We start from the raw sequence: 20,687 nt of genomic DNA, 5'->3' as shown, positions 1-20,687 counted from the left end.
AGTTTATTTTTATGGAAAGAAAAAAAATACTGATTGCGGGAAGAGTCAATCATAATAACTATGGCGATACGCTGATGGTTGCGATCGTTGCGCAGTACTGCATCGATTTAAACTACGAGGTTTTAGTTCTTGATACGGGAAATTTCTTAGTTGAACAGCTTTCTGAAATTGGGTTAAAAATAACCAATGTAGCATTTGAAGAACTCGCCGATTATGAAGTATACAAATGTATATTCACCGGAGGTGGGTATTTGGCTCACAATTTTTTCAATGGAAAGAAGTGGTGCAAAAAATGGATCTCAGATGCATATTTTATTAATGCTAGTAATTACCTTATAAAAAACGAAATTCCATATTGTTTTATTAGTGTTGAAGTTGGTCCGATCTATTCGGATGAAATGAAACGTATTGTAAAGAAAATTTTTGATAATGCTGAGTTTGTTATTGTCAGAAATAAAGAATCTCTCAGTTTTGTCCAGAGCAAAGTTACCGATTCGGCGAATATTGTCCATTCCCAAGATTTGGTTCTTACTGAGCTTCTTCCAATCGTTGAAAAAATGAAGTTGTCAGGTGTATTGCAAGACAAGTTTTCTAATGATGGAGCGATTACTCTGGGGGTGCATGTCACAGATAAATTTGACTGCAGTAATTTCTTCAAAAGAAGATTTGTTACGGATCTTATTAAAGTAGTCAACTCTAATGATGGAATTAAAAATGTTGTTATATTTTCTGATAATGAAGAGACTACTAATTTGGATGGAGCATTCGACATTCTATCAGCTGGAATAAACAGAGATAAAACTATTGTCCGGTTTAAATCTTTGACAGATGTGCTCTGTGCTATAAATGAATCCTCCCACATAATAACAACTAAGCTGCACGTGGGTGTTAGCGCTATAAGTATGGGTAAAAAGGTTCTTTGTTTATCTGATACGCCTAAGTCTCGAAGATTCTACGCGTCAATTGGCCAACTGCCGTCCCACGATTACTTCTATCTCAGAAGTTTCTTTAATAATAAAGATGTACTTAATGGTTTCATCAATTCTACTGATGAAAAGGATAGTTTAGGGATTAGCTATGGCTCGTATAAGACAACTGTAGAGGAGTTCTTATGCGAGAGAAGCTGAACGTCTTGATGCTTGTGCAACTCCCTCCACCAATACATGGTGCAGCGCTGAGGAATCAGGATTTAGTTAATTCTGATATTTTTTGTAGCGCTTGCGATGTCACTGTAATACCGATACAGACTGCTGACAATATTGGTGATGTTGGTGCATTTAGATTTAAGAAGATAATCAATGTATTCGATCTAATCTATAAGACTATTAGGGTCGTCACTAAGGAAAAAATAGATATAGCCTACATAACTCTTAGTGCTACAGGTTTCGCCCTTTATAAAGATGTAATTTTGATTCTTTTTGCCCAATTATTTGGAGCAAAAGTTGTTTGCCATATGAGAAATCGTGGATTGAGCCGAAGCATTTCAAGTGCGAGCCTTGGTGGGCGGTTCTTTTTAACGAGTATTTTGCAGAAATGTAAATTTATTTGTATGTCAAACAACTTAGCAAACGATGTTAATTTAGTAAGTCCGAATCCTTATATCATATCCAATTGCTTAACAAAACCTGCTAGTGAAATTGATGAGGAAAAAATTTGTAGAAGATTTGATTCGAAGAAAATTATCTATATATCTAATATAGCTGAATCAAAAGGAGCATTGCTGTTTCTGGATATTGTTAAGTCCTTTAACGATATGTGCTTCTCTAAAGGGCTGGCAATTGACTTTTCGTTTCATGTCTATGGACCGTTTTTTTCTGAGTCGGAAAGATTGCGATTCAATCAACATATGAATTCAAAAAAAATTGACAACGTCGTTTTGGAAGGCCCCATTTATGGGGACGAAAAATTCAAGATGCTAGACGAAAGTTCTTTGATGGTCTTTCCTACTAAATATGATAAGGAATGTTTCCCTGGGGTAATCATGGAGGCGTTTTCATGTGGAGTTCCAGTCATTTCAAGAGGGATAGCTGCAATTCCTGAAATTATTTCTGATGGCCGAAACGGGTTTGTCCATTATGATGATCCGCAGGAATATGCTCAATCAATCATTAGTGTGTTCGAGGACAAAGACAAGTATTTTAAGATGAGCTGCTCTGCGCTGGATTCATATAAGAATAATATGAGTCATATTGTTGTACATGAAACAATAGCGAAAACTTTATATATGGTAAAAAAAGGTGAATAAGCTTAGCTTTTTACATGTGTTCTACATCCTGACTTGCGTGTCGGCTTTGCAAATTCCTTTTATAGGTGGCATCGAGGTTGGACCAATTTCATTGAATTCTTTAAAGGATGTTTTTATCTATGTGTTTCTTTTGTGGTATATATTTGATGTCTATAGATTAAGATACCCGGTAGATGGTGTCTTCTTCTATGCTTTTATAGTTTTTTCTTTTTTTATTACTTTGTCATTAATTGTTTCGCCCGCAATTATGTCTGGAGTTCAGTACTTTATAAAAATAACATTTCCTTTTTTAGTATACTACGCAATCAAGTATGGTTCATTTAGGGATGTTTCTCTGTCGGAAGTGATAAATAATGTTTTGTGCGTGTACATATTGTTTTGTGTGGTAAGTTTGGTTCTCGGTGGAGAACAGGACGGCGTCTATGCAGGGGTTACTGATAGACATTTTTTTAAGTTTAACGCCGCTTTTCTTTTTGTATTAAGTTTCGCTGTATTCGCAAAGAATGGTTACGGTATTTATCAGTTTGTTGGACTTTTGGTCTCTTTAGCATCTATTTTGATTGTGATGCAGCGCGGTGCATTCATTTCGGTATCAATTGCGTGTTTTGTAATTTTATTTCTTAGAGGATACCTAGAGGGGTGGAGACTTTTTGTATCTTTTTTGGCTATATCCCTCGCGATTTTTGCCCTTTTTACTAATGAGAAGTTTGTCGAGTATTCGTTTTATGAAGGAATGGGACCAGACTATATCATCTCGGAAACTCTAAAAGGGCGTTTTGATGTTGAATTCATTAGAGACCGTGAGCGTGGTGTGTTAATGGAATCTATTCTCGATCAACATCAGTTTGGTTTTTTTCCTAGCGGGCTTGGTACAGCAAAAAGCTTAATAAATAATGACTATACCTTCTTTGAAGGTAAAGAGCCTCATAATGACCTATTGGTTTTGGCTGTTGATACTGGTCTAGGAGGATTTATAATTTCTGTAATTATGCTGTGTTTTATTTTTTTTAAAGTAAGGGCGTTTCATAAAGTTAGGCGGTTGGTTTTTGAGTCTGATGCCTTTCTAATGTTTGGTGTTGGTAGTGGATTAATTTTTGGTTATTTTGTTTGGATGTCTTTTTCTAATGTGGTTATTTATTCGTCATCATCCTTTGCACTACCATTCGCTTTTATGGCGATTTCTGAAAGATATATAAATTCAAAAGGATATATAAATGGCCAATAATAATGACAGAGTAGACGTTCTTAAAATGAGCGTTTCTACGGGCAGTAGAATCAAATTGATGGAACAGCTTAAGTTGTTGTTATCGGCTGATTCTGGTTCATATGTTTGTTTGTCAAATGTACATATGTGTATGGAAACATTTGATAACGACCATTTTAAAAACATTGTTAATGGTGCAGATCTGGTGTTGCCAGATGGTCTGCCTATATCAATGGCTCAGAGAATGTTAGGGCGCACTGACGCTCAGCAAACTCGCGGCGAATATGTCATGAAGCTACTATGTCAAGAAGCGGCGACTAAAGGTCTCCATGTAGGATTGTATGGTGGTTCTTCAGATGAGGTATTAGAGCGCGTCAAAGATAGCTTAAAACAGATGTATCCAGATATTGTAATTAGTTATGCCTATTCACCGCCATTCCGCGCGTTAACTAATGACGAAGAGTCGGCTGTTTTTAAAGAAATCAATTCTAGTCGAGTTGATATTCTGTTTGTTGGAATCGGCTGTCCAAAACAGGAAATCTGGATGTCTAATGCAAAGCCGCATGTCGGCTGTGTAATGTTGGGCGTTGGTGCTGCATATGATTTCATTTCTGGCAGTAAAATGCATGCACCTATATGGATGCAAAAAATTGGATTGGAATGGTTATTCAGATTGCTCAGTGAGCCTAAGCGTTTATGGAAGCGTTATTTGAAGCAAAATCCACGATTTATTTTTTACTTCTTACAGCAATTACTGTTTAAAAAAAGATTTCACTAAAGAGGGACCTAAGATGTCAAAGAAAGTAGCGTTAATCACTGGTGTCACTGGGCAGGATGGTTCTTATCTGGCCGAGTTTTTATTGGAAAAAGGGTATGAAGTGCATGGTATTAAACGCCGTGCTTCGTTATTTAACACGCAGCGGGTAGACCATATTTACCAGGCGCCTTATGTCAGCAATAAAAACTTTATTCTGCATTACGGTGATTTAACCGACACCTCAAACTTAACCCGCATTATCCAGCAGGTTCAGCCAGACGAAGTGTATAACTTAGGTGCTCAGTCTCATGTGGCTGTGTCGTTTGAGTCCCCTGAATACACCGCCGATGTTGACGCTATGGGTACGCTACGTTTACTCGAAGCTATCCGCTTTTTAGGGCTGGAAAAGAAAACCCGTTTTTACCAGGCGTCTACGTCCGAGTTGTACGGTTTAGTGCAGGAAATTCCGCAAAAAGAAACTACACCATTTTACCCGCGGTCCCCTTATGCGGTGGCCAAAATGTACGCTTACTGGATTACGGTTAACTACCGTGAAGCCTACGGTATGTATGCCTGTAACGGCATTTTGTTTAACCACGAGTCGCCACGCCGGGGTGAAACTTTTGTTACCCGTAAAATTACCCGTGCCATTGCTAATATTGCCCATGGTTTAGAGCCATGTCTGTTCCTGGGTAACATGGATGCGCTGCGTGATTGGGGCCATGCCAAAGACTACGTGCGTATGCAATGGATGATGCTGCAGCAGGACAAGCCAGAAGACTTTGTGATTGCCACAGGCAAACAAATTTCGGTACGGGAATTCGTACGTATGTCGGCAAAAATTGCCGGTATCAGCCTGGAGTTCAGCGGCGAAGGCGTGAATGAAATTGCCACAGTCACAGCGGTCGATCACAGCTACGCACCGGCCGTTAATGTGGGTGACGTTATTGTAAAAGTTGACCCACGTTATTTCCGCCCTGCCGAGGTAGAAACTCTGTTAGGCGACCCGTCAAAAGCTAAGCAAAAATTGGGCTGGGAACCAGAGATTACTGTGGAAGACATGTGCGCCGAAATGGTAGCGGCCGATCTTAGCAAAGCTAAACAACATGCTTTGTTGAAGAAACATGGTTACGACGTTTCTGTGTCAGTGGAGTAAGGCATGAAAAGGGTATTTATTGCAGGCCATAACGGCATGGTCGGGTCCGCTTTGGTACGGCAGTTAAGCGCCAGGCCAGATATTGAGCTGATTACGCGCTCAAGACAGCAACTGAATCTGCTCAGTCAGGCCGACGTGCAGGCTTTTTTTCAGGCTGAGCAAATAGATGAAGTTTATCTGGCTGCTGCCAGGGTGGGGGGCATTGTTGCCAATAACAGCTACCCGGCCGAATTCATCTATGAAAACCTGATGATCGAAAGCAATATTATCCATTCTGCCCATATGGCTGGAGTTCAAAAGCTGCTGTTTTTGGGGTCCAGCTGTATTTACCCTAAGCATGCCGAACAGCCAATGACGGAGCAGGCATTGTTAACCGGAGTGCTGGAGCCGACTAACGAGCCTTATGCCATTGCCAAAATTGCCGGTATTAAGTTGTGCGAAAGTTACAACCGCCAATATGGTCGCGATTATCGTTCCGTCATGCCGACGAACCTGTATGGCATGAACGATAATTTTCACCCACAAAATAGCCATGTTATCCCAGCGCTGTTGCGGCGGTTTCACGAAGCAAAACTTGCGGGCTCTGCCGAGGTTGTTGCCTGGGGAACGGGCAAGCCTATGCGCGAATTTTTATACGTTGACGAAATGGCAGCAGCCAGTGTGTATGTCATGGAACTGGACAGTGCCATTTACCAACAGCACACAGAGCCTATGCTCAGCCATATCAATGTAGGTACTGGTATCGACTGTACCATTCGGGAACTGGTTGAAACTGTTGCTAAGGTAGTGGGTTATCAGGGCGCTATTGTGTTTGACAGCAGTAAACCTGACGGCACTCCACGCAAGTTAATGGACGTCAGCCGGTTGAAGGCGTTGGGTTGGCAAGCCAGCGTCAGCCTGGAACAAGGCTTAGCCACCACTTACCAGTGGTTTTTGGCTAACCAGCATAATTTCAGGGGCTAACAGTGTTTCTGGAAAAAGAGCTGTTTCAGCAGGTTGTTGCCGCTACACCGCTGGTGTCTGTCGATCTGATCGTGCGAAATAGCTCGGGCTTGGTATTGCTGGGTAAAAGGTTAAACCGGCCTGCTCAGGGGTATTGGTTTGTGCCCGGAGGCCGCATTTGCAAAGGTGAGGCCCTTGCCGACGCATTTAAACGCCTTACCCTGGCTGAGCTGGGGCAAGAGCTGGACTATACACAGGCCCGTTTAATTGGTGCCTTTGATCATTTTTATGATGACAGTGTATTTGGCAGCACCCCCTCTACTCATTATGTGGCCTTAGGGCACGAGGTGCTTCTGGAGCAGGTTGCTGACCTTCCGCTGGAGCAACACAACGCTTACCAATGGATGAGCGTAGAAGAGTTATTAAGCCGGCCAGACGTACACCGGCATACTAAATTGTATTTTCTGTCAGGGCCTGACGGGTTGCAGTGAACGATAACGCTGCGCTGAGGAAGAAAAAGGAGAGATGATATGTTTGTTCCAGTCATTATGGCCGGAGGTTCCGGTACCCGTTTGTGGCCTTTATCGCGGGGCAATTACCCTAAGCAGTTTATTCCGCTGTGTGGCGACCACAGCATGCTGCAGCAAACCTTGTTGCGCCTGAATGGTCTGGATCACAAACCTGCATTAGTGATTTGTAATGACGATAACCGTTTTCTTGCGGCGGAACAGTTGCGCCAATTAGCCAAACCTAGCCAGGTGATGCTGGAGCCTGTCGGGCGCAACACGGCGCCTGCCATTGCGTTGGCAGCGCTGGAGGCAGTTGCCCATTATGGTGAAGACACTGTGTTGTTAGTGCTGGCAGCCGACCATGTTATTAAAAACACCGACGCATTCCACAAGGTGATAGCTGCCGGTGAGCAACTGGCATTGCAGGGTAAGCTGGTTACTTTTGGCATAGTGCCTACCCATGCCGAGACCGGCTATGGCTATATTCGCCGCGGTGAAACGGTAAACAGTGACCACGCCTATCAGGTACAGGCTTTTGTCGAAAAGCCAGACGCTGCAACCGCTCAGGCTTATTTAGAGTCAGGCCAGTACTACTGGAACAGCGGTATGTTTATGTTCAAAGCGGGTCGTTACCTGGCCGAACTGGCAGTTCACAGGCCAGACATTCTGGCTGCTTGTCAGGCCGCTATGGCGGTAAAAACCACCGACCTTGATTTTATTCGGGTAGGTAAAGCTGAATTTACCGCTTGCCCGGACGACTCTATCGATTACGCCGTGATGGAAAAAACTGCAGACGCAGTTGTACTGCCGTTAGACGCTGGCTGGAACGACGTTGGCGGTTTCTCTGCGTTATGGGATGTCGCCAGCAAAAATACCGAAGGCAACGTACTTAAAGGGGACGTGTTAGTTCACCAGGCATCCAACCTGTATGCTCACACAGAAGACAAGTTAGTTGCGGTGGTTGGGGTGTCGGATCTGGTGGTGGTGAATACCAAAGATGCGGTATTAGTGGCCCACAAAGACAAAACCCAGGACGTTAAAAAAATCGTCGACCAGCTTAAGCAGGCCAACCGCTCTGAAGTCACTTTCCATCGCGAAGTGTACCGGCCCTGGGGTAAATACGACTCGGTCGACAATGGTCAACGTTTTCAGGTTAAACGTATTACGGTAAAACCGGGGGCTAAATTGTCTGTGCAAATGCACCACCACCGCGCCGAGCACTGGATTGTGGTGTCGGGCACCGCTTGCGTCACTATTGACGGCAAAGAGCAATTAGTCACCGAGAATCAATCGGTTTATATTCCTGTGACCGCCGTGCATGCATTAGAAAATCCGGGCAAAGTGCCATTGGAACTGATAGAAGTGCAGTCCGGCAGTTATTTAGGTGAAGACGATATTGTGCGGTTTGAAGACCGCTATGGCCGCAGTTAAAGGACGAACAGCATGACAACTCTGCTTTGCAACCAAGTGATTGCTGACAGTGGTATTCAGTTTGGTACCAGCGGCGCCCGTGGTCTGGTGGTGGATTTTACGCCAGAAGTTTGTGCAGCTTTTACTCTGGCATTTTTGCGTGTGGTACAGCATAGCCGTGGCTCAGTGCAACAGGGTTCTTCTGTCGAGCGCATGGCGCTGGCGATAGACAACAGGCCAAGCAGCCCGGAAATTGCTGCGCACTGTGCCGCATTGTTGCAACAGCAGGGGATTCAAGTGGAGTACTACGGTGTATTACCTACTCCGGCGTTAGCTTATGCCGCTATGCAGCAGGGCATACCCGCCATTATGGTCACTGGCAGCCATATTCCTTTTGATCGCAATGGCCTGAAGTTTTACCGCGCAGAGGGTGAGATCACCAAGCAGGATGAACAGGCCATGTTAAGGCAGGCTGCTGAATTTAGCTGGCCGCTGCAGCCTGTTTCACTGGTTGTATCTGACTCTGCTGCCACAGCTTATCAGCAACGATATTTACAGTGGTTTGGTGCAGGGCTGGCAGACAAGCTGCGGGTTGGTGTGTACGAGCATTCCAGTGCCGGGCGTGACATTTACTCTGCGCTGCTGCAAAAGTTGGGCGCTACCGTGATCCCTTTGGGGCGTTCCGACACTTTTGTGCCTATCGACACAGAAGCGGTTTCCGCAGAAGATGAAGCCAGGGCACAGCAGTGGGCGCAGCAACATCAGCTGGACATGATTTTCTCTACGGATGGTGACGGTGACCGGCCTTTGGTTGCTGACGAGCGCGGCCGCTGGTTTCGTGGTGACATTCTGTGTTTGCTGGCCGCCAAAGCGCTTGAAATTGATGCGCTTGCTGTGCCGGTCAGCTGCAATACGGCCATTGAGGCTTGTGGCGCCTTTAGCAAAGTTACCCGCACTAAAATTGGCTCGCCTTATGTGATTGCTGGTTTTGAACCGCTGTCTAGCTATAAAAAAGTTGCTGGTTTTGAAGCCAATGGCGGCTTTTTACTGGCAACGGATTTACAGCATGATCAGCATTGCTTAAAGGCGCTGCCAACCCGTGACGCTTTGTTGCCTTTCCTCGCTATAGTGCAGCTGGCACAAGGTAAACCGTTGTCATTACTGCTTAATCAGCTGCCGCAGTGCTTCACTGCCAGTGACCGCATTACTAATTTTGCAACCGATAAAAGCAAAGCGTTACTTGCCGCAGCACAAGACAATATCGCTGACTTTGCTGCCCGGTTGCAGCTGCATTCTCCAGTTGTGTCTGTCGATACCACGGATGGTCTGCGGCTAACGCTGGCAAATAACGAGATTGTGCATTTGCGCCCATCCGGCAACGCGCCTGAACTACGTTGTTATGCAGAATCCTCAAGTGAATTCGCGGCAAAAGAGCTGGTGCAAGAAACATTGAAGAAAGTGTCCGGCCTTTATACTCCTAGCTAAAAATTCATTAATTAATGAGCGGCTGCTGAGCAGCTGCTCAATTTAGGATTGTAGCCACGCGCAATACCAGATTTGGCCTTTATTGTTTCATCGTTGGTATCGTTTCCAATTAGGAAATTATTTTTAGATCCGTTCCGCTCTTCTGCCTTTCCGCCAACGATGACATTATCTCTAACTGTAACATTTGATGTGAAATTATCTAAATATATAGCGCTTACAGGATAGTTTCCTGCCCAAAGACCTGCTTTTACATCGTGTATGAAGTTCTCAGCAATAACTGTATTTTTATGGTGGCCACCTAGCGTATAAATTGCTCCGCCATCGTCATGCAAACGCATTGCATTATGGATGTGGTTGTAGCAGATTCTATTGTTTTCACATCCTATGTGTCTTTTATTTCCTGGTTGGTTACAAAGCTGTATTCCCGTGTATGGTAGGTTGTAAATTAAATTATGCTCAATGACAGTGTTTTTGGTATTACCTACTAGAATTGCTCCTCCATTGGTGAACTCTTGTCCAGTATTGAATATTTCATTGTTCCAAATTAATACATCAGTGCTGCGTTCTGAGTCATCAGGTGTTTGTATGTCGCTATCGACTTGAATTCCATTCGCGGATATGTTGTAGATTTTATTCCCTTCAATTTCTGACTCATCTGAATCAAATAGATTAATGGCGTTCCCCCCAGATAGCCTAATAGTGTTGTTTTTGATTTTGATACGTTTGGTGTGTTTTAAAGCTATAGTAGCCGGCACGGTTGCTTCGTAACCTTTGAGCGGTTGTGCAAGTTGAGTAAAATTAATACTCTTGTCCTGAGGGGCAAGCCACGTTGTGCCTTCAATTGTCAAATTCTTAAATTCTATATTTTCTACGGGATTGGTTGGGGAACCACTTATGGTTATTAAGTTCTCCAAGGTAGGATGCCAAATGTTATTTTTCTTTTGGATAGTTTTTGGGGATTCTTTAAGGTAGGTGACCGAATCTTTCTTGTCATAGAACCATTCATTGTTGTCATCTAAAAAACCGATACTGTTTTCTAAGTAGTAAATTGTATTTTTGTAGAAATCTAGGGGTTTGTGCAGAGGTTTCTCATTCGGAGTTTTCACTATTATTTTATTGTCTATTTTTTTGATTGAGCTCAATTTTATTCTGTTGTGATACCAATGATCTATTTTTATGAGCTCAATATCACTTTTAATATCGCCTTGGTAGCTTGACTCAGTCAGTAGCTTCTCTGGTTCAAGTTCTATAGTGGTGTTGTTAAGTACCTGTGCTTTAAAGTAGGGGCCAAACGTGCCGTCAGATTTTTTGTTTGGTGCCCTTGCTCTTGTGGCAAAAGATTGATTGATAATTAAGTGTCGATAATTAAATTTTGGTGGGTTGCTTTTATATATTTCATCACCTAATTCTGTTTTTTTCCATTTATTTAAATAGATTGCGCTTCGGATTGAAACTATGTCATTGCCAAAAGCTTGATATGAGATTGAGTGTCCTTCAGTGCCTGAGTCTTGGCTGTCGAATACTAGTGGTTCATTTAGGTGGTATATACCCTCATGGATGTATACATTTAAATCTTCGGTCATGTTCTTGTTTAATTTGCGCACCTTATTCTTTGCTGCTGCGATAGTTTTAAGCGGTTTCAGCAAGCTCCCCTCATTTGAATCGCTTCCCGATAATGACACATGTATTTCTTTAGCCGATGCAGGAATAGAGAATAGGCAGGCAAGGAAATAAATCTTTACCATTTTCATAATTAAACCTCTATAGATTACATTTTTGTCCGTGGTCTGATCGGGAGATTTTATGAATTATTTTTTATTTGCAGAAATCTCGGGAATTACTTTTTATGATTGAATCGTTACTTGCCTTCAGATACGTGCAAGCCAACTTACTTTTGCCTGTTACCTTAACAATATCCAATGCTTTTGCATAAGAGTGACTGTTTGCCACAGACAGACTCAGGGCATGAAGGGTCTGTAATTTTTGCTGAGTATTAAGGTAAATCCAGCGTGAGAATCCTATCGAAGTAGTTCTCAGCGATGTTTCTTGCATGTATGGACCAAATTTCCTGGCTTTTTCCAATATTTCAAATGATTCGCTTATTCTAAACTGCGTCACCCCGAGGTAATAAGCGTAATCTGCATAGGCATTGGGCCACGTAGGTCGCATGGCTATTGCCTGGCGGTAATAGTTTTCCGTTTGCTCTAACTGTTGGCTGGTCATTAAGCCGCCATACCAACCCCATTCGTTTATTTTGGCTTTTACCAATAAATAGTGCGGGTGGGTAGGGTGTAGTTCTATCGCTTTATCTATGGCGGTGGTGGCGTCTTGCCAGCTGTGTTCAGTAAACAGTTTTTCGTTTTTAATCCATAAGTCGACATAATTGCTGGCTTTAAAGTACCAGGCGCTGGCCATACCTACATTAAATACATGCCAGCACAACAACCCTGCCAGCACTAAGGCTGGAATGGCCAATAAGCGGCTGCTGCTGTTGCCATATAAGGCTGAAGCGGGTTGGGCGGTTTTACTGTGGTGGCGTCTGCGTCTTGACGTTGGTTCTGCAGGCATGGCAAGCCCCTAGCTAAAATGCGAACGGCTGATTTGGGCAGGTTTGCCATGCGTTAGCAATGCGGCGTAATCGTCACCGCATAAACCCGCTATAAAGTCTCGCGCTTCTGCCAGCTTGGGTGGGCGGCGCAGCAGGTTATGGCTGTCGGTGGCTACTATGTCAAAAGCTTTCTCTTCCAGCAGCTGCAGCGCTGTGTGCTGGCTGCTTTCGCCCATGTCACCCAATACCGAGCTTGCAGTCAGTTGGAATAAGCAACCGGTACGCCGGAACGGCAGCAGTTTTTTAATATCGTTTTGAATGTCCCGGTTACGTTCCGGGTGAGCAATCATTGGCAGTATTTGTTTGGTCAGCAACCACTTCACTAAGCGGTCTGCGCCTGCCGGCACATGGCTGTGCGGAAATTCCAGTAACAACACATTGTAGCCCTGGTATTCACCCAAAAACGGCAACATGCCGCTTTCGGCCCAATGCGGTAGCTCGGCACATAGCCTTACTTCGGCCGCTGCCGCCAGCTGAATGGCCAGTCCTTCGGCTTTTACCTGCTGTTTCAGTTCACTCAGGCCTTGTTGAATAATGGCCTGAGTGTTGTCGAAATGGCCCGGGTTAATATGCGGCGTAGCCACAATATGGCTAATGCCGTTTTGTTCGGCCAGCCGCAGCAGCTGCAGTGCCTCTTCCATGGTGCGGGCACCGTCGTCAATGCCCGGTATAAAATGGCAATGCAGGTCGTACATCAGCTTTGCTCGCTGCTGTAATAGTGGTAATAGCCGTAGTGGCTATAGTCACCATAACTTTGCGCCACTTTCTTCATATTTACTTTGTTCAGGATTACGCCATACAAGTTGTTTTCGGTCTGCAATAGCTTGTGAATGCCGCTTTTCACGGCGCCACCACGGGTTTGGTCGGCGGCAACCACATAAAGCACGGCGTCAGCTGCTTTGGCAATGACCAGCGCGTCGCTTACAGCCTGCACTGGAGGGGTGTCAATAATCACCCGGTCAAAACGCTGTGCCAGTTGTTGCAGCAGCTCGGTAAAACGCGGTGAACTTAATAATTCCAGCGGGTTTGGTGGCACGTTACCGGCAGGCAGCAGGCTAACGCCCGATTTTTCGTCCACCACAATGCAGTCGTCCAGTTGTTCGCGGCCAGCAATTAAGTTAGCCAGGCCCGGCTGGTAAGCCGGTAAACCAAAACGTTTGGCCAAGGTAGGGCGGCGCATGTCGGCGTCTATAATCAGTACTTTTTCCATTTGGCCAAAAGCAAAGGCCAGGTTAACCGCAGAGGTCGATTTCCCCTCGGAAGGCACTGACGACGTTAATTCAATAAGTTTTAACTGCTTGTCCAGCGCAAGTAAGGTCAGGCTGGTGCGTATGCTGCGCACTGCTTCGGCGTATTGCTTATGGTCATCGTCAAAAAAGCTGTAAAGCGGCAGGTCTTCATGTTTTTTATGTGGTAAGTCGGGCATAAAACCTAAGGTGCGCTGGCCCAGCAGGTTTTCTACTTCATTTGGTGACTTAATAGTGTCGTTTAAGGCGTCCAGCACAAAGGCCAGCATAATGCCCAAGCCAATGGTGGCGACAAAGGCCAGCACCACAATAAGTTTGCGTTTGGGGGCTACAGGTTCTGTGCCTGGTACGGCGTGGTCAGTAAAGCGGGCAATAGCCGAGTTAAAGTCGCTGGTAACTTCAGTTTCTTTTTGCCGTGCCAAAAAGGTTTCAAATAACTGGCGGTTGGTGGCTACTTCACGCTCCAAGCGTTGGTAGGTGGTTTCTTTAATGCTGGTGTCCTGGTACTGCACCTTGGCTTTGGCCAGTTCTGCTTCCAGCGAGGTTACGTTTTCCTGCACCGAGCGGGCTTCGTTTTCTATACCCGACACCAGCTTTTTAATCTGGCCACGCAGGTTGTCGGTGACTGCTGTCAGCTCGCTTTTGGCGGCCATCAGTTTTGGGTGCCTGGGGCCATAAATTTTGGAAAGTTCAGATACTTTCTGTTCTGTGGTTGCCTGCAGTGTTTTAATGTCCTGCACGCCTTTATGGGCAGTAATTTCTGGCAGGCTTTCCAGCTGCTCCATATTGTTAATGCCGTATTGGCGGATCACCCGGATAAAACCGTCCACCTGTGCTTTGCGTGAACGGGCTTCGGTCAGTTCGTCGGACATGCGCTCTAACTCTTTGGCACCTAAACCGCGCACGCCGGCTACGTCAATCAGGCCTTCTTTTTCGCGGTATTGTTGCAGGCGGGCTTCAGAGTCGTCCAGTTGCTGGCGCAGCTCGCCTAAACGGCCACCTAACCAGTTGGCAGCTTGTTGGGTAATGCCCAGTTTGGCTTCCAGCTGGCTGTTAATGTATTCGTCACCCACGGCATTGGCCACTTGTGCGGCTAAGTCTGCGCTGTAGGTAGTAAAGCTAATTTGCACCAGCTGGGTTTTACGGATTGGGCTAATGCTTAAGCGCTCTAAAAATTCGTTTACCAGGCTTTCGCGCTCTTTGTAGGCAATTTGCTCTGGGGTTAATGCGGCACTTGGGTCTGGAATAAAAGGCACTAAATCGCGCAACCGGGTTACCAGGCCGGGTTTTACTTCAAAATCCGGGTGGTCTTTTAAATTCAGCTTGTCTACCACCTTTTCGGCAATAGAGCGCGATTTCAAAATTTCAAATTGAGTGAGGTAGTACTCTTGTTGGCTGGAGTTAATGCCATACACCTCTTCAATAGACACAGCTTTGGCCTGTTGGCTTTCTATCAGCAAAGTGGCCGTTGAGGCATATTTGCTTTGAATATTCAGCACCACCAGCACAGTCAGTACGGTAACCAGCACCGCCAGTGACAGAATGCGCCATTTATGAATATTGATAATGCTGATGTATTTGCGTAGATCTATTACATCCTGCTGTTGCGGCACGGCCGCTGTGTCCATTACTGCCATAGTTAGAAGAATCTCTGCTCAATTGTCACTGTGTCGCCTGGTTTTACACTGGTATTCAGGTTGGCGGTCTCCTGCTTGTTCTTGCTGGCTTCGCGGGTAATGAATATTTTTTCACGTGACGCCCGTTCAGTCATGCCGCCCGCCAGTGCTACCGCCTGGTTGACTGTCATACCAGGTTTGTAAGGGTAACCGCCCGGTTGTTTTACTTCGCCATGAATAAAAAATGGCCGGTACTCAACAATACCAACAAACACGTTAGGCTCAACAAAATAGTCGCCCTTCAGGCCGTTATACACCACGTCTTCAAGCTTTTTAATGGTTAAGCCTTTGGCGGTAATTTCGCCAAGAAAGGGGTAGTTAATTTTGCCGCTGTCGGTAAGTTGGGTTTCGATGGTCAGTTCAGGCTCACCTATCACCTGAATAGTGATTTTGTCGCCTGGCCCTAATAAATAACTGGCGTCTTCCTGGGCTGAAACCCAGGAAGACCAGCTAAAACACAGGGCAACAATAAGTACTACGAGTTGTTGCATAAACGCCTGATGTCCTTGTGTAACCACTAATTACAGCGAGAAGTCGAAGTTAATACCGATAATGTTACGGTCGAACTCAATGCCTTCTACTGTGGATGTTTTATCCGTTACCGTGCCATACAGGCTGATATCCATAAAGCGACGGAACGCGTACTTGACACCGGCTGTGTACGAATCGTTGGTGTCTTCACGCACTAAACCTACGTAGTCTTCTTCCATGCGGTTGTAAGACAGGTTGGTTTGAATACTTTCGCTCCAGTTATGCGTCCAGCCTACCAGGTAGGTGGTTTCTTTAATGTAGTCACCGCCCTGCAGTGGATCTTTGGCTTTGCGGCCAGTGCCTACGTTAAAGCTGGTGTACGACAGAGGTGACCAGTTGGCGTTAACTGTCCAGGCGACACCGCTGAAATCTTCACGGCCTGCGTCGTCAAAGTCTTTTTTCTGGTAACCAATTTTGGCTTCACCAGACGTCAGCGCGCTGATTTGCCACTCGGCACCCACTTTGTAGTTGGTGTCGGTGCTGTCACGCGGAGCTGTCGGGTCAACAATGTCGTAGCTGATGTCTTCAGAACTGGCTTGAAACACTGCGGTAGTGCCAGACTGAGTGTCGTAATAGAAATTCACGCCACCTAATAAGGAATCGTAATCACGGAACTGCGTAACTTCACGCTGGTTCATGTATTCCTTGTTGAAATATTTGGCGCCAAAACGAATGCGGGCAGGGGCTGCCTTTGCGCCGTATTCGTAGTAACCAGACACCGTTTGGTTGTTTAAGCGGGTAGGTTCGTCCTGATCGTTGTTCAGGCCTTCGGTAATACCGGTACCACGGTCTTCATGGCCCCATACCAGGTCGGCTTTCAGGTTAACTTTGCTTTGCTCTGACAGGCGGGTGTCAAACAAACCACCAATGTTGGTGTCAATAAAGTTGTCATCGCTGCTGTCAAAATAAGTACCACTGAACACGCCGGCATTGAATTCATACACGGTCACGCCATCGTCAGCACGGGCCTTTAAAGAAGGCACAACAGTCAGTACCCAGCTGTCGATTTCGTCAGTGGCGGTACTGGTGACGTTGTCGTCGTACTTCAGGCCAGTTGTTAATAATGGCGTGATGTCGAAGCCAGATTCAGTTTGAATGGTTTGTGGGTCTACAGCCAACACCTGACTGCTGGCACAGGCCAGAGCCACCATAATCGCCAACTTGGATTTCATAGATAGTCCTTTTTTAGTAAACATTTTTTCCAGTAAAGCCTCGGAAAAAGGTTAAAAATACAATTTTTGCATCCCACCACAACGACCAGTTTTTGATGTAAGCCAGATCAAACTCCACCCGTTTTTCCATCTTTTCCAGTGAGTCTGTTTCGCCACGCCAGCCGTTGATTTGGGCCCAGCCAGTAATGCCAGGTTTCACTTTGTGCCGCAGCATGTAAAACGCCACCAGCTTACGATACTCTTCGTTGTGCGCTACGGCGTGAGGGCGGGGCCCGACTACCGACATGTCGCCTTTCAATACGTTAATAAACTGCGGCAGTTCGTCCAGTGAGGTGCGACGTAAGAAACCACCTAACGGGGTAATGCGCGAGTCACCTTTGGTAGCCTGCACAACCTTGGCACCGTTTTCCTGCACTGACATGCTGCGGAATTTATAGACCTTGATTGGTTTGCCGTCCAACCCGTACCTGTCTTGTTTAAAGAACACAGGGCCACGGCTGGTTAATTTAATTGCTAACGAAATCAACAGCATAGGAACGGCGAGGATCATCAGCGCAATGGAGCTGACCACAATGTCGAAGCTGCGTTTCAGCCAGTCACGGGCACCAAAGTAAGGGGATTCAAACACGCTCAGGGTTTCAACGTTACCTACGCTGCCAAAACGGGCATGCATCAGGTTAGACAACAGGAAGTCAGGCACTAAGTGCACGTCTACTGTGGTGTCGCCCAGGCGCTGAATAATGTCGGCAATGCGTTTGTCGGCAGACATTGGCAGGGTGAGGTACAGCTTGTCGATGGTGCCACGGCGAGCGGCGTCGACGCAGTCTTCCACTTTGCCAAGCAATTGCTCTGAGCAACTGAATACACGGTCGGCCGTTCTGTCGTCATAAATGCCGCAAAACACTAAGCCCATCTCCGGGTGCTGGTTAATTTCATTGATCAGACGCTCAGCATTTTCTGTACAACCGACGATTGCGACGCGGCGTGTGCTGATGCCTTTTTTGTGTAATGCGTTTTTAATAAGACGGCCGCAGAGGCGCCAGATGGTTAACTGACAAAATGCGAGGCAGCCCCAACCACCCACAACCAGGCGGGAAAAGTCGGCGGTGACTTTAAAAGCCCAGGTCAGCACCAGCATGGAGCTGAATGCGACGAATAAGCAGGTAGCAATCAGCCAAATGCTGGTGCTCAGGCGGTTAACACGCCAGGAGCGGTAAAGCTGCAGAGATTCTGCCGTATACAAATAGGCAACCAGCACCATCAGCAGCAACACGATGTAGTTGGTGGTAGTGACCTGATCTTGCAGCTTGAGGCTGATATATAACGCAACGCTAATGGAAGCGATGTCGAAAAATCTGTTTAGGAAGCCAGAACCGCTATCTTCTGCCTTAAAACCGGTTTGAGTGTTCATAGTTACGTCCTATTAACTACAATTCTGCGCCATTTGGGTGCGCAGAGGAGTTAGATTTTACACTGTGAAAAATTTAATACAATTAGTAATTCGATTAATTTTTACCCGTGCCTTATAACGGTAACTGGTAAATATGACACCGTCTTTACGCAGGTTTGATTAAAAACGCTTAAAAATCAAATAGGTGAAAATTTCTAAACTATTTGCGATTTTATCGAATTTTTCAGTGGTGAAGGGGCGGTTTTGTTTGGAGGTTGATTTTTATACGATTTTTCTTAGCAATTTTTCTATTGTGAGAACAACGATAAATTTAAACCTTTGCTCAGATGAAAAAATACATTCCATAACCTCCCTTTGGAGTCACCCCCCCCCTTTGGGGTCAGGTCTTGTATTTTGTATCGCGCGCTAACTTTCTTTTCTTATGGGGCTGGTCTTTATCCTCTTTGGGGGTCAGGTCTTGTATTTTGTATTGGTGCGCAAAATACAAGACCTGACCCCAGTGATTTGCTGCTGGTTTGGTGGTGAAGGACTATAGTTGGATGGATGAAAGTTCAGTGAGGGGGTCAAGGATGAGCCGGCCACTGCGACTGGAGTATGCAGGTGCTTTGTATCATGTCACGTCACGCGGCAATGAACACAAAGCTATCTATCTGCAAGAGTCTGATTACAAAAAGTTTCTTAAAGTTCTCGAACAGGTTTGCCAGCGTTATAACTGGCTGATCCATGCCTATTGTCTGATGACAAACCACTACCACATTCTGGTTGAAACGCCTGAAGCCAACCTGAGCATAGGGATGCGGCAGCTCAATGGCGTATACACGCAAGCTTTTAACCGACGCCATCAGCGGGTGGGGCATCTGCTGCAGGGACGCTTTAATGCAGTTCTGGTGCAGAAAGACAGCCATTTGCTGGAGGTTTGTCGCTATATCGTGCTGAACCCAGTTCGCGCTGCAATGGTTGCGCATTGTCAGCAGTGGCGTTGGAGCAGTTATGGGGTTAGTTGCGCGCCGCATTTGGCGCCTGAGTGGCTGGCGGTGGATGCGATGCTAAGGTTGTTTTCCGCTGATTTGATCACTGCCATTTGGCGTTACCAGGAGTTTGTCGCCCAAGGTGTCGGCGTGAATTTGTGGTCGCAACTGAAGCATCAGTTGTATCTGGGGTCGGATGAATTTGTTCGCCAAATGCAAGAACAGATGCCTGATGAAGAGTTATTGGCTGAAGTCCCCTTCGCGCAAAAAAGCCGGGATGTGCAGCCATTAGAGTGGTATACGACGCAGCATGCGGATTGTCGAAATGCTGCGATTCGCGCGGCATATGGCAGTGGAGGCTACACCTTGGCTGAGCTCAGCAGTCATTTTAAGCTGCATTACGCAACTATCAGCAGAATTATCTCCAATAAGTGACTTTGGGGTCAGGTCTTGTATTTTGCATTTTCAATGCAAAATACAAGACCTGACCCCAAAAGTTAGTGCGCGATACAAAATACAAGACCTGACCCCAAGGGGGGGTTAGAGCTGGGTGGCGGCTTTCATGCTTTGGACGAAGGTCTGGAGTTCGGCCAGCAGTTGCTGTGGCTGAGCCTGCAGTTTTTCGATGCGCTGCACTATGGCGGATCCCGAGATTGCGCCTGCTGCTCCTGCGGCAATGGCGGCTTTCACGTGCTCTGGTGTGGAGATGCCAAAGCCCAGTAAGGCTGGAGCGGCGTGGTAGCTTTTCAGGGTATCGACCAGAGTGGTGGCTGGCATGGTGGCCTGAGTTTCAGTGCCTGTCACCCCAGCGCGCGACAATAAATAGGTGTAACCACGGCCATAAGACGCCAGTTCACGCAGGCCGTCGTCATCGATGTTTGGCGGCGCGATAAAAATAGGCGCTACCTCGTGTTTCATCCCAGCCTGGCGGAAGGGTTTGCTTTCCAGCATCGGCACGTCGGCAATCAGCACTGAATCCACCCCGGCCGCTTTGGCGCTGGCGTAGAAGGCGTCAATGCCTTTGGCCATCACCAGGTTGCTGTACAGCAGCAGGCCAATGGGCAGCTGAGGGTAGTCGGCGCGAATACGGCTGATCAGCGCAAAGCACTGGTCAGGCGTCACTCCAGCCTCTAAAGCGCGAATGTTGGCCCCCTGAATGGTCGGGCCGTCGGCAATTGGGTCTGAGAACGGAATTCCCAGCTCCAGAGCGTCCGCACCGCCTGCAATCATGGCGCGGATTATTTGCTCGGACAGCTCAAGGTTCGGGTCGCCAATGGTGACGAATGGCACAAAAGCACCTTGCTTGTTGGCAGCTAAGCGGCTGAATAACTCTGAATAACGTTGCATCACAAATTCCTTAGTTCGA

General features: G+C 46.2%; 18 protein-coding genes. 10 read left to right on the top strand and 8 right to left on the bottom strand.

Features of this window, described 5'->3' with window-relative positions; all coding sequences use genetic code 11:
* Positions 1-11: 11 nt before the first annotated feature.
* The 9 genes from ACFO3I_RS17330 to ACFO3I_RS17290 are packed head-to-tail and all read left to right on the top strand — an operon-like array spanning position 12 to position 9,708.
* Positions 12-1,127: a polysaccharide pyruvyl transferase family protein gene (locus ACFO3I_RS17330; protein WP_377336184.1), complete on the top strand. Its 1,116-nt coding sequence runs from the start codon at positions 12-14 to the stop codon at positions 1,125-1,127.
* Positions 1,112-2,245, top strand: coding sequence for a glycosyltransferase family 4 protein (locus ACFO3I_RS17325; protein ID WP_377336182.1), 1,134 nt, complete (start codon positions 1,112-1,114; stop codon positions 2,243-2,245). The genes ACFO3I_RS17330 and ACFO3I_RS17325 overlap by 16 nt, the downstream gene beginning before the upstream one ends.
* Positions 2,238-3,470 (top strand): hypothetical protein, encoded by a 1,233-nt coding sequence (locus ACFO3I_RS17320; RefSeq protein WP_377336180.1) that lies wholly within the window; start codon positions 2,238-2,240, stop codon positions 3,468-3,470. The genes ACFO3I_RS17325 and ACFO3I_RS17320 overlap by 8 nt, the downstream gene beginning before the upstream one ends.
* Positions 3,460-4,227, top strand: coding sequence for a WecB/TagA/CpsF family glycosyltransferase (locus ACFO3I_RS17315; RefSeq protein WP_377336178.1), 768 nt, complete (start codon positions 3,460-3,462; stop codon positions 4,225-4,227). The genes ACFO3I_RS17320 and ACFO3I_RS17315 overlap by 11 nt, the downstream gene beginning before the upstream one ends.
* 13 nt (positions 4,228-4,240) lie before the next feature.
* On the top strand, positions 4,241-5,362 hold the full coding sequence (gmd, locus tag ACFO3I_RS17310; protein ID WP_377336175.1) for a GDP-mannose 4,6-dehydratase: 1,122 nt from the start codon (positions 4,241-4,243) through the stop codon (positions 5,360-5,362).
* Between the two features lie 3 nt (positions 5,363-5,365).
* A complete protein-coding gene (gene fcl, locus ACFO3I_RS17305; protein ID WP_377336173.1) occupies positions 5,366-6,325 on the top strand; it encodes a GDP-L-fucose synthase in 960 nt (319 codons plus the stop codon).
* Between the two features lie 2 nt (positions 6,326-6,327).
* A complete protein-coding gene (locus tag ACFO3I_RS17300) occupies positions 6,328-6,795 on the top strand; it encodes a GDP-mannose mannosyl hydrolase (protein WP_377336171.1) in 468 nt (155 codons plus the stop codon).
* A gap of 39 nt (positions 6,796-6,834) precedes the next feature.
* A complete protein-coding gene (locus ACFO3I_RS17295; RefSeq protein ID WP_377336169.1) occupies positions 6,835-8,244 on the top strand; it encodes a mannose-1-phosphate guanylyltransferase/mannose-6-phosphate isomerase in 1,410 nt (469 codons plus the stop codon).
* A gap of 12 nt (positions 8,245-8,256) precedes the next feature.
* Complete coding sequence (locus ACFO3I_RS17290; protein WP_377336167.1) at positions 8,257-9,708, top strand: phosphomannomutase; 1,452 nt, start codon at positions 8,257-8,259, stop codon at positions 9,706-9,708.
* A gap of 11 nt (positions 9,709-9,719) precedes the next feature.
* Here the strand turns inward: ACFO3I_RS17290 and ACFO3I_RS17285 are convergent, their stop codons facing one another.
* The 7 genes from ACFO3I_RS17285 to ACFO3I_RS17255 all read right to left on the bottom strand — a co-directional run bounded on the left by ACFO3I_RS17285 (position 9,720) and on the right by ACFO3I_RS17255 (position 18,353).
* Positions 9,720-11,459: a right-handed parallel beta-helix repeat-containing protein gene (locus ACFO3I_RS17285; RefSeq protein WP_377336165.1), complete on the bottom strand. Its 1,740-nt coding sequence runs from the start codon at positions 11,457-11,459 to the stop codon at positions 9,720-9,722.
* A gap of 64 nt (positions 11,460-11,523) precedes the next feature.
* On the bottom strand, positions 11,524-12,276 hold the full coding sequence (locus ACFO3I_RS17280) for a hypothetical protein (RefSeq protein WP_377336163.1): 753 nt from the start codon (positions 12,274-12,276) through the stop codon (positions 11,524-11,526).
* A 9-nt stretch (positions 12,277-12,285) separates the two neighbouring features.
* A complete protein-coding gene (locus ACFO3I_RS17275) occupies positions 12,286-13,011 on the bottom strand; it encodes a tyrosine-protein phosphatase (protein ID WP_377336161.1) in 726 nt (241 codons plus the stop codon).
* Complete coding sequence (locus ACFO3I_RS17270) at positions 13,011-15,200, bottom strand: GumC family protein (protein WP_377336159.1); 2,190 nt, start codon at positions 15,198-15,200, stop codon at positions 13,011-13,013. The genes ACFO3I_RS17275 and ACFO3I_RS17270 overlap by 1 nt, the downstream gene beginning before the upstream one ends.
* A 2-nt stretch (positions 15,201-15,202) precedes the next feature.
* Positions 15,203-15,730 (bottom strand): polysaccharide biosynthesis/export family protein, encoded by a 528-nt coding sequence (locus ACFO3I_RS17265; RefSeq protein ID WP_377336157.1) that lies wholly within the window; start codon positions 15,728-15,730, stop codon positions 15,203-15,205.
* A gap of 30 nt (positions 15,731-15,760) precedes the next feature.
* The gene (locus tag ACFO3I_RS17260) at positions 15,761-16,942 is read right to left on the bottom strand and encodes an outer membrane beta-barrel protein (protein ID WP_377336154.1); all 1,182 of its coding nucleotides are present in this window, start codon (positions 16,940-16,942) and stop codon (positions 15,761-15,763) included.
* A 13-nt stretch (positions 16,943-16,955) separates the two neighbouring features.
* On the bottom strand, positions 16,956-18,353 hold the full coding sequence (locus ACFO3I_RS17255) for an undecaprenyl-phosphate glucose phosphotransferase (RefSeq protein WP_377336152.1): 1,398 nt from the start codon (positions 18,351-18,353) through the stop codon (positions 16,956-16,958).
* A 569-nt stretch (positions 18,354-18,922) separates the two neighbouring features.
* On the opposite strand from ACFO3I_RS17255, the gene ACFO3I_RS17250 reads away from it, so the two are divergent.
* Positions 18,923-19,756: a transposase gene (locus ACFO3I_RS17250; protein WP_377336149.1), complete on the top strand. Its 834-nt coding sequence runs from the start codon at positions 18,923-18,925 to the stop codon at positions 19,754-19,756.
* A 105-nt stretch (positions 19,757-19,861) separates the two neighbouring features.
* Here the strand turns inward: ACFO3I_RS17250 and trpA are convergent, their stop codons facing one another.
* Positions 19,862-20,668 carry a tryptophan synthase subunit alpha gene (gene trpA, locus ACFO3I_RS17245; protein WP_377336147.1) on the bottom strand — a complete coding sequence of 269 codons (807 nt, stop codon included), beginning with the start codon at positions 20,666-20,668 and terminating at the stop codon, positions 19,862-19,864.
* Between the last annotated feature and the right edge of the window lie 19 nt (positions 20,669-20,687).

The organism is Rheinheimera marina (genome assembly GCF_042654345.1).
Lineage (GTDB): Bacteria > Pseudomonadota > Gammaproteobacteria > Enterobacterales > Alteromonadaceae > Pararheinheimera > Pararheinheimera marina.
The sequence above is the reverse complement of the archived record's forward strand: the minus strand, read 5'-3'. Positions and strand labels throughout refer to the sequence as shown.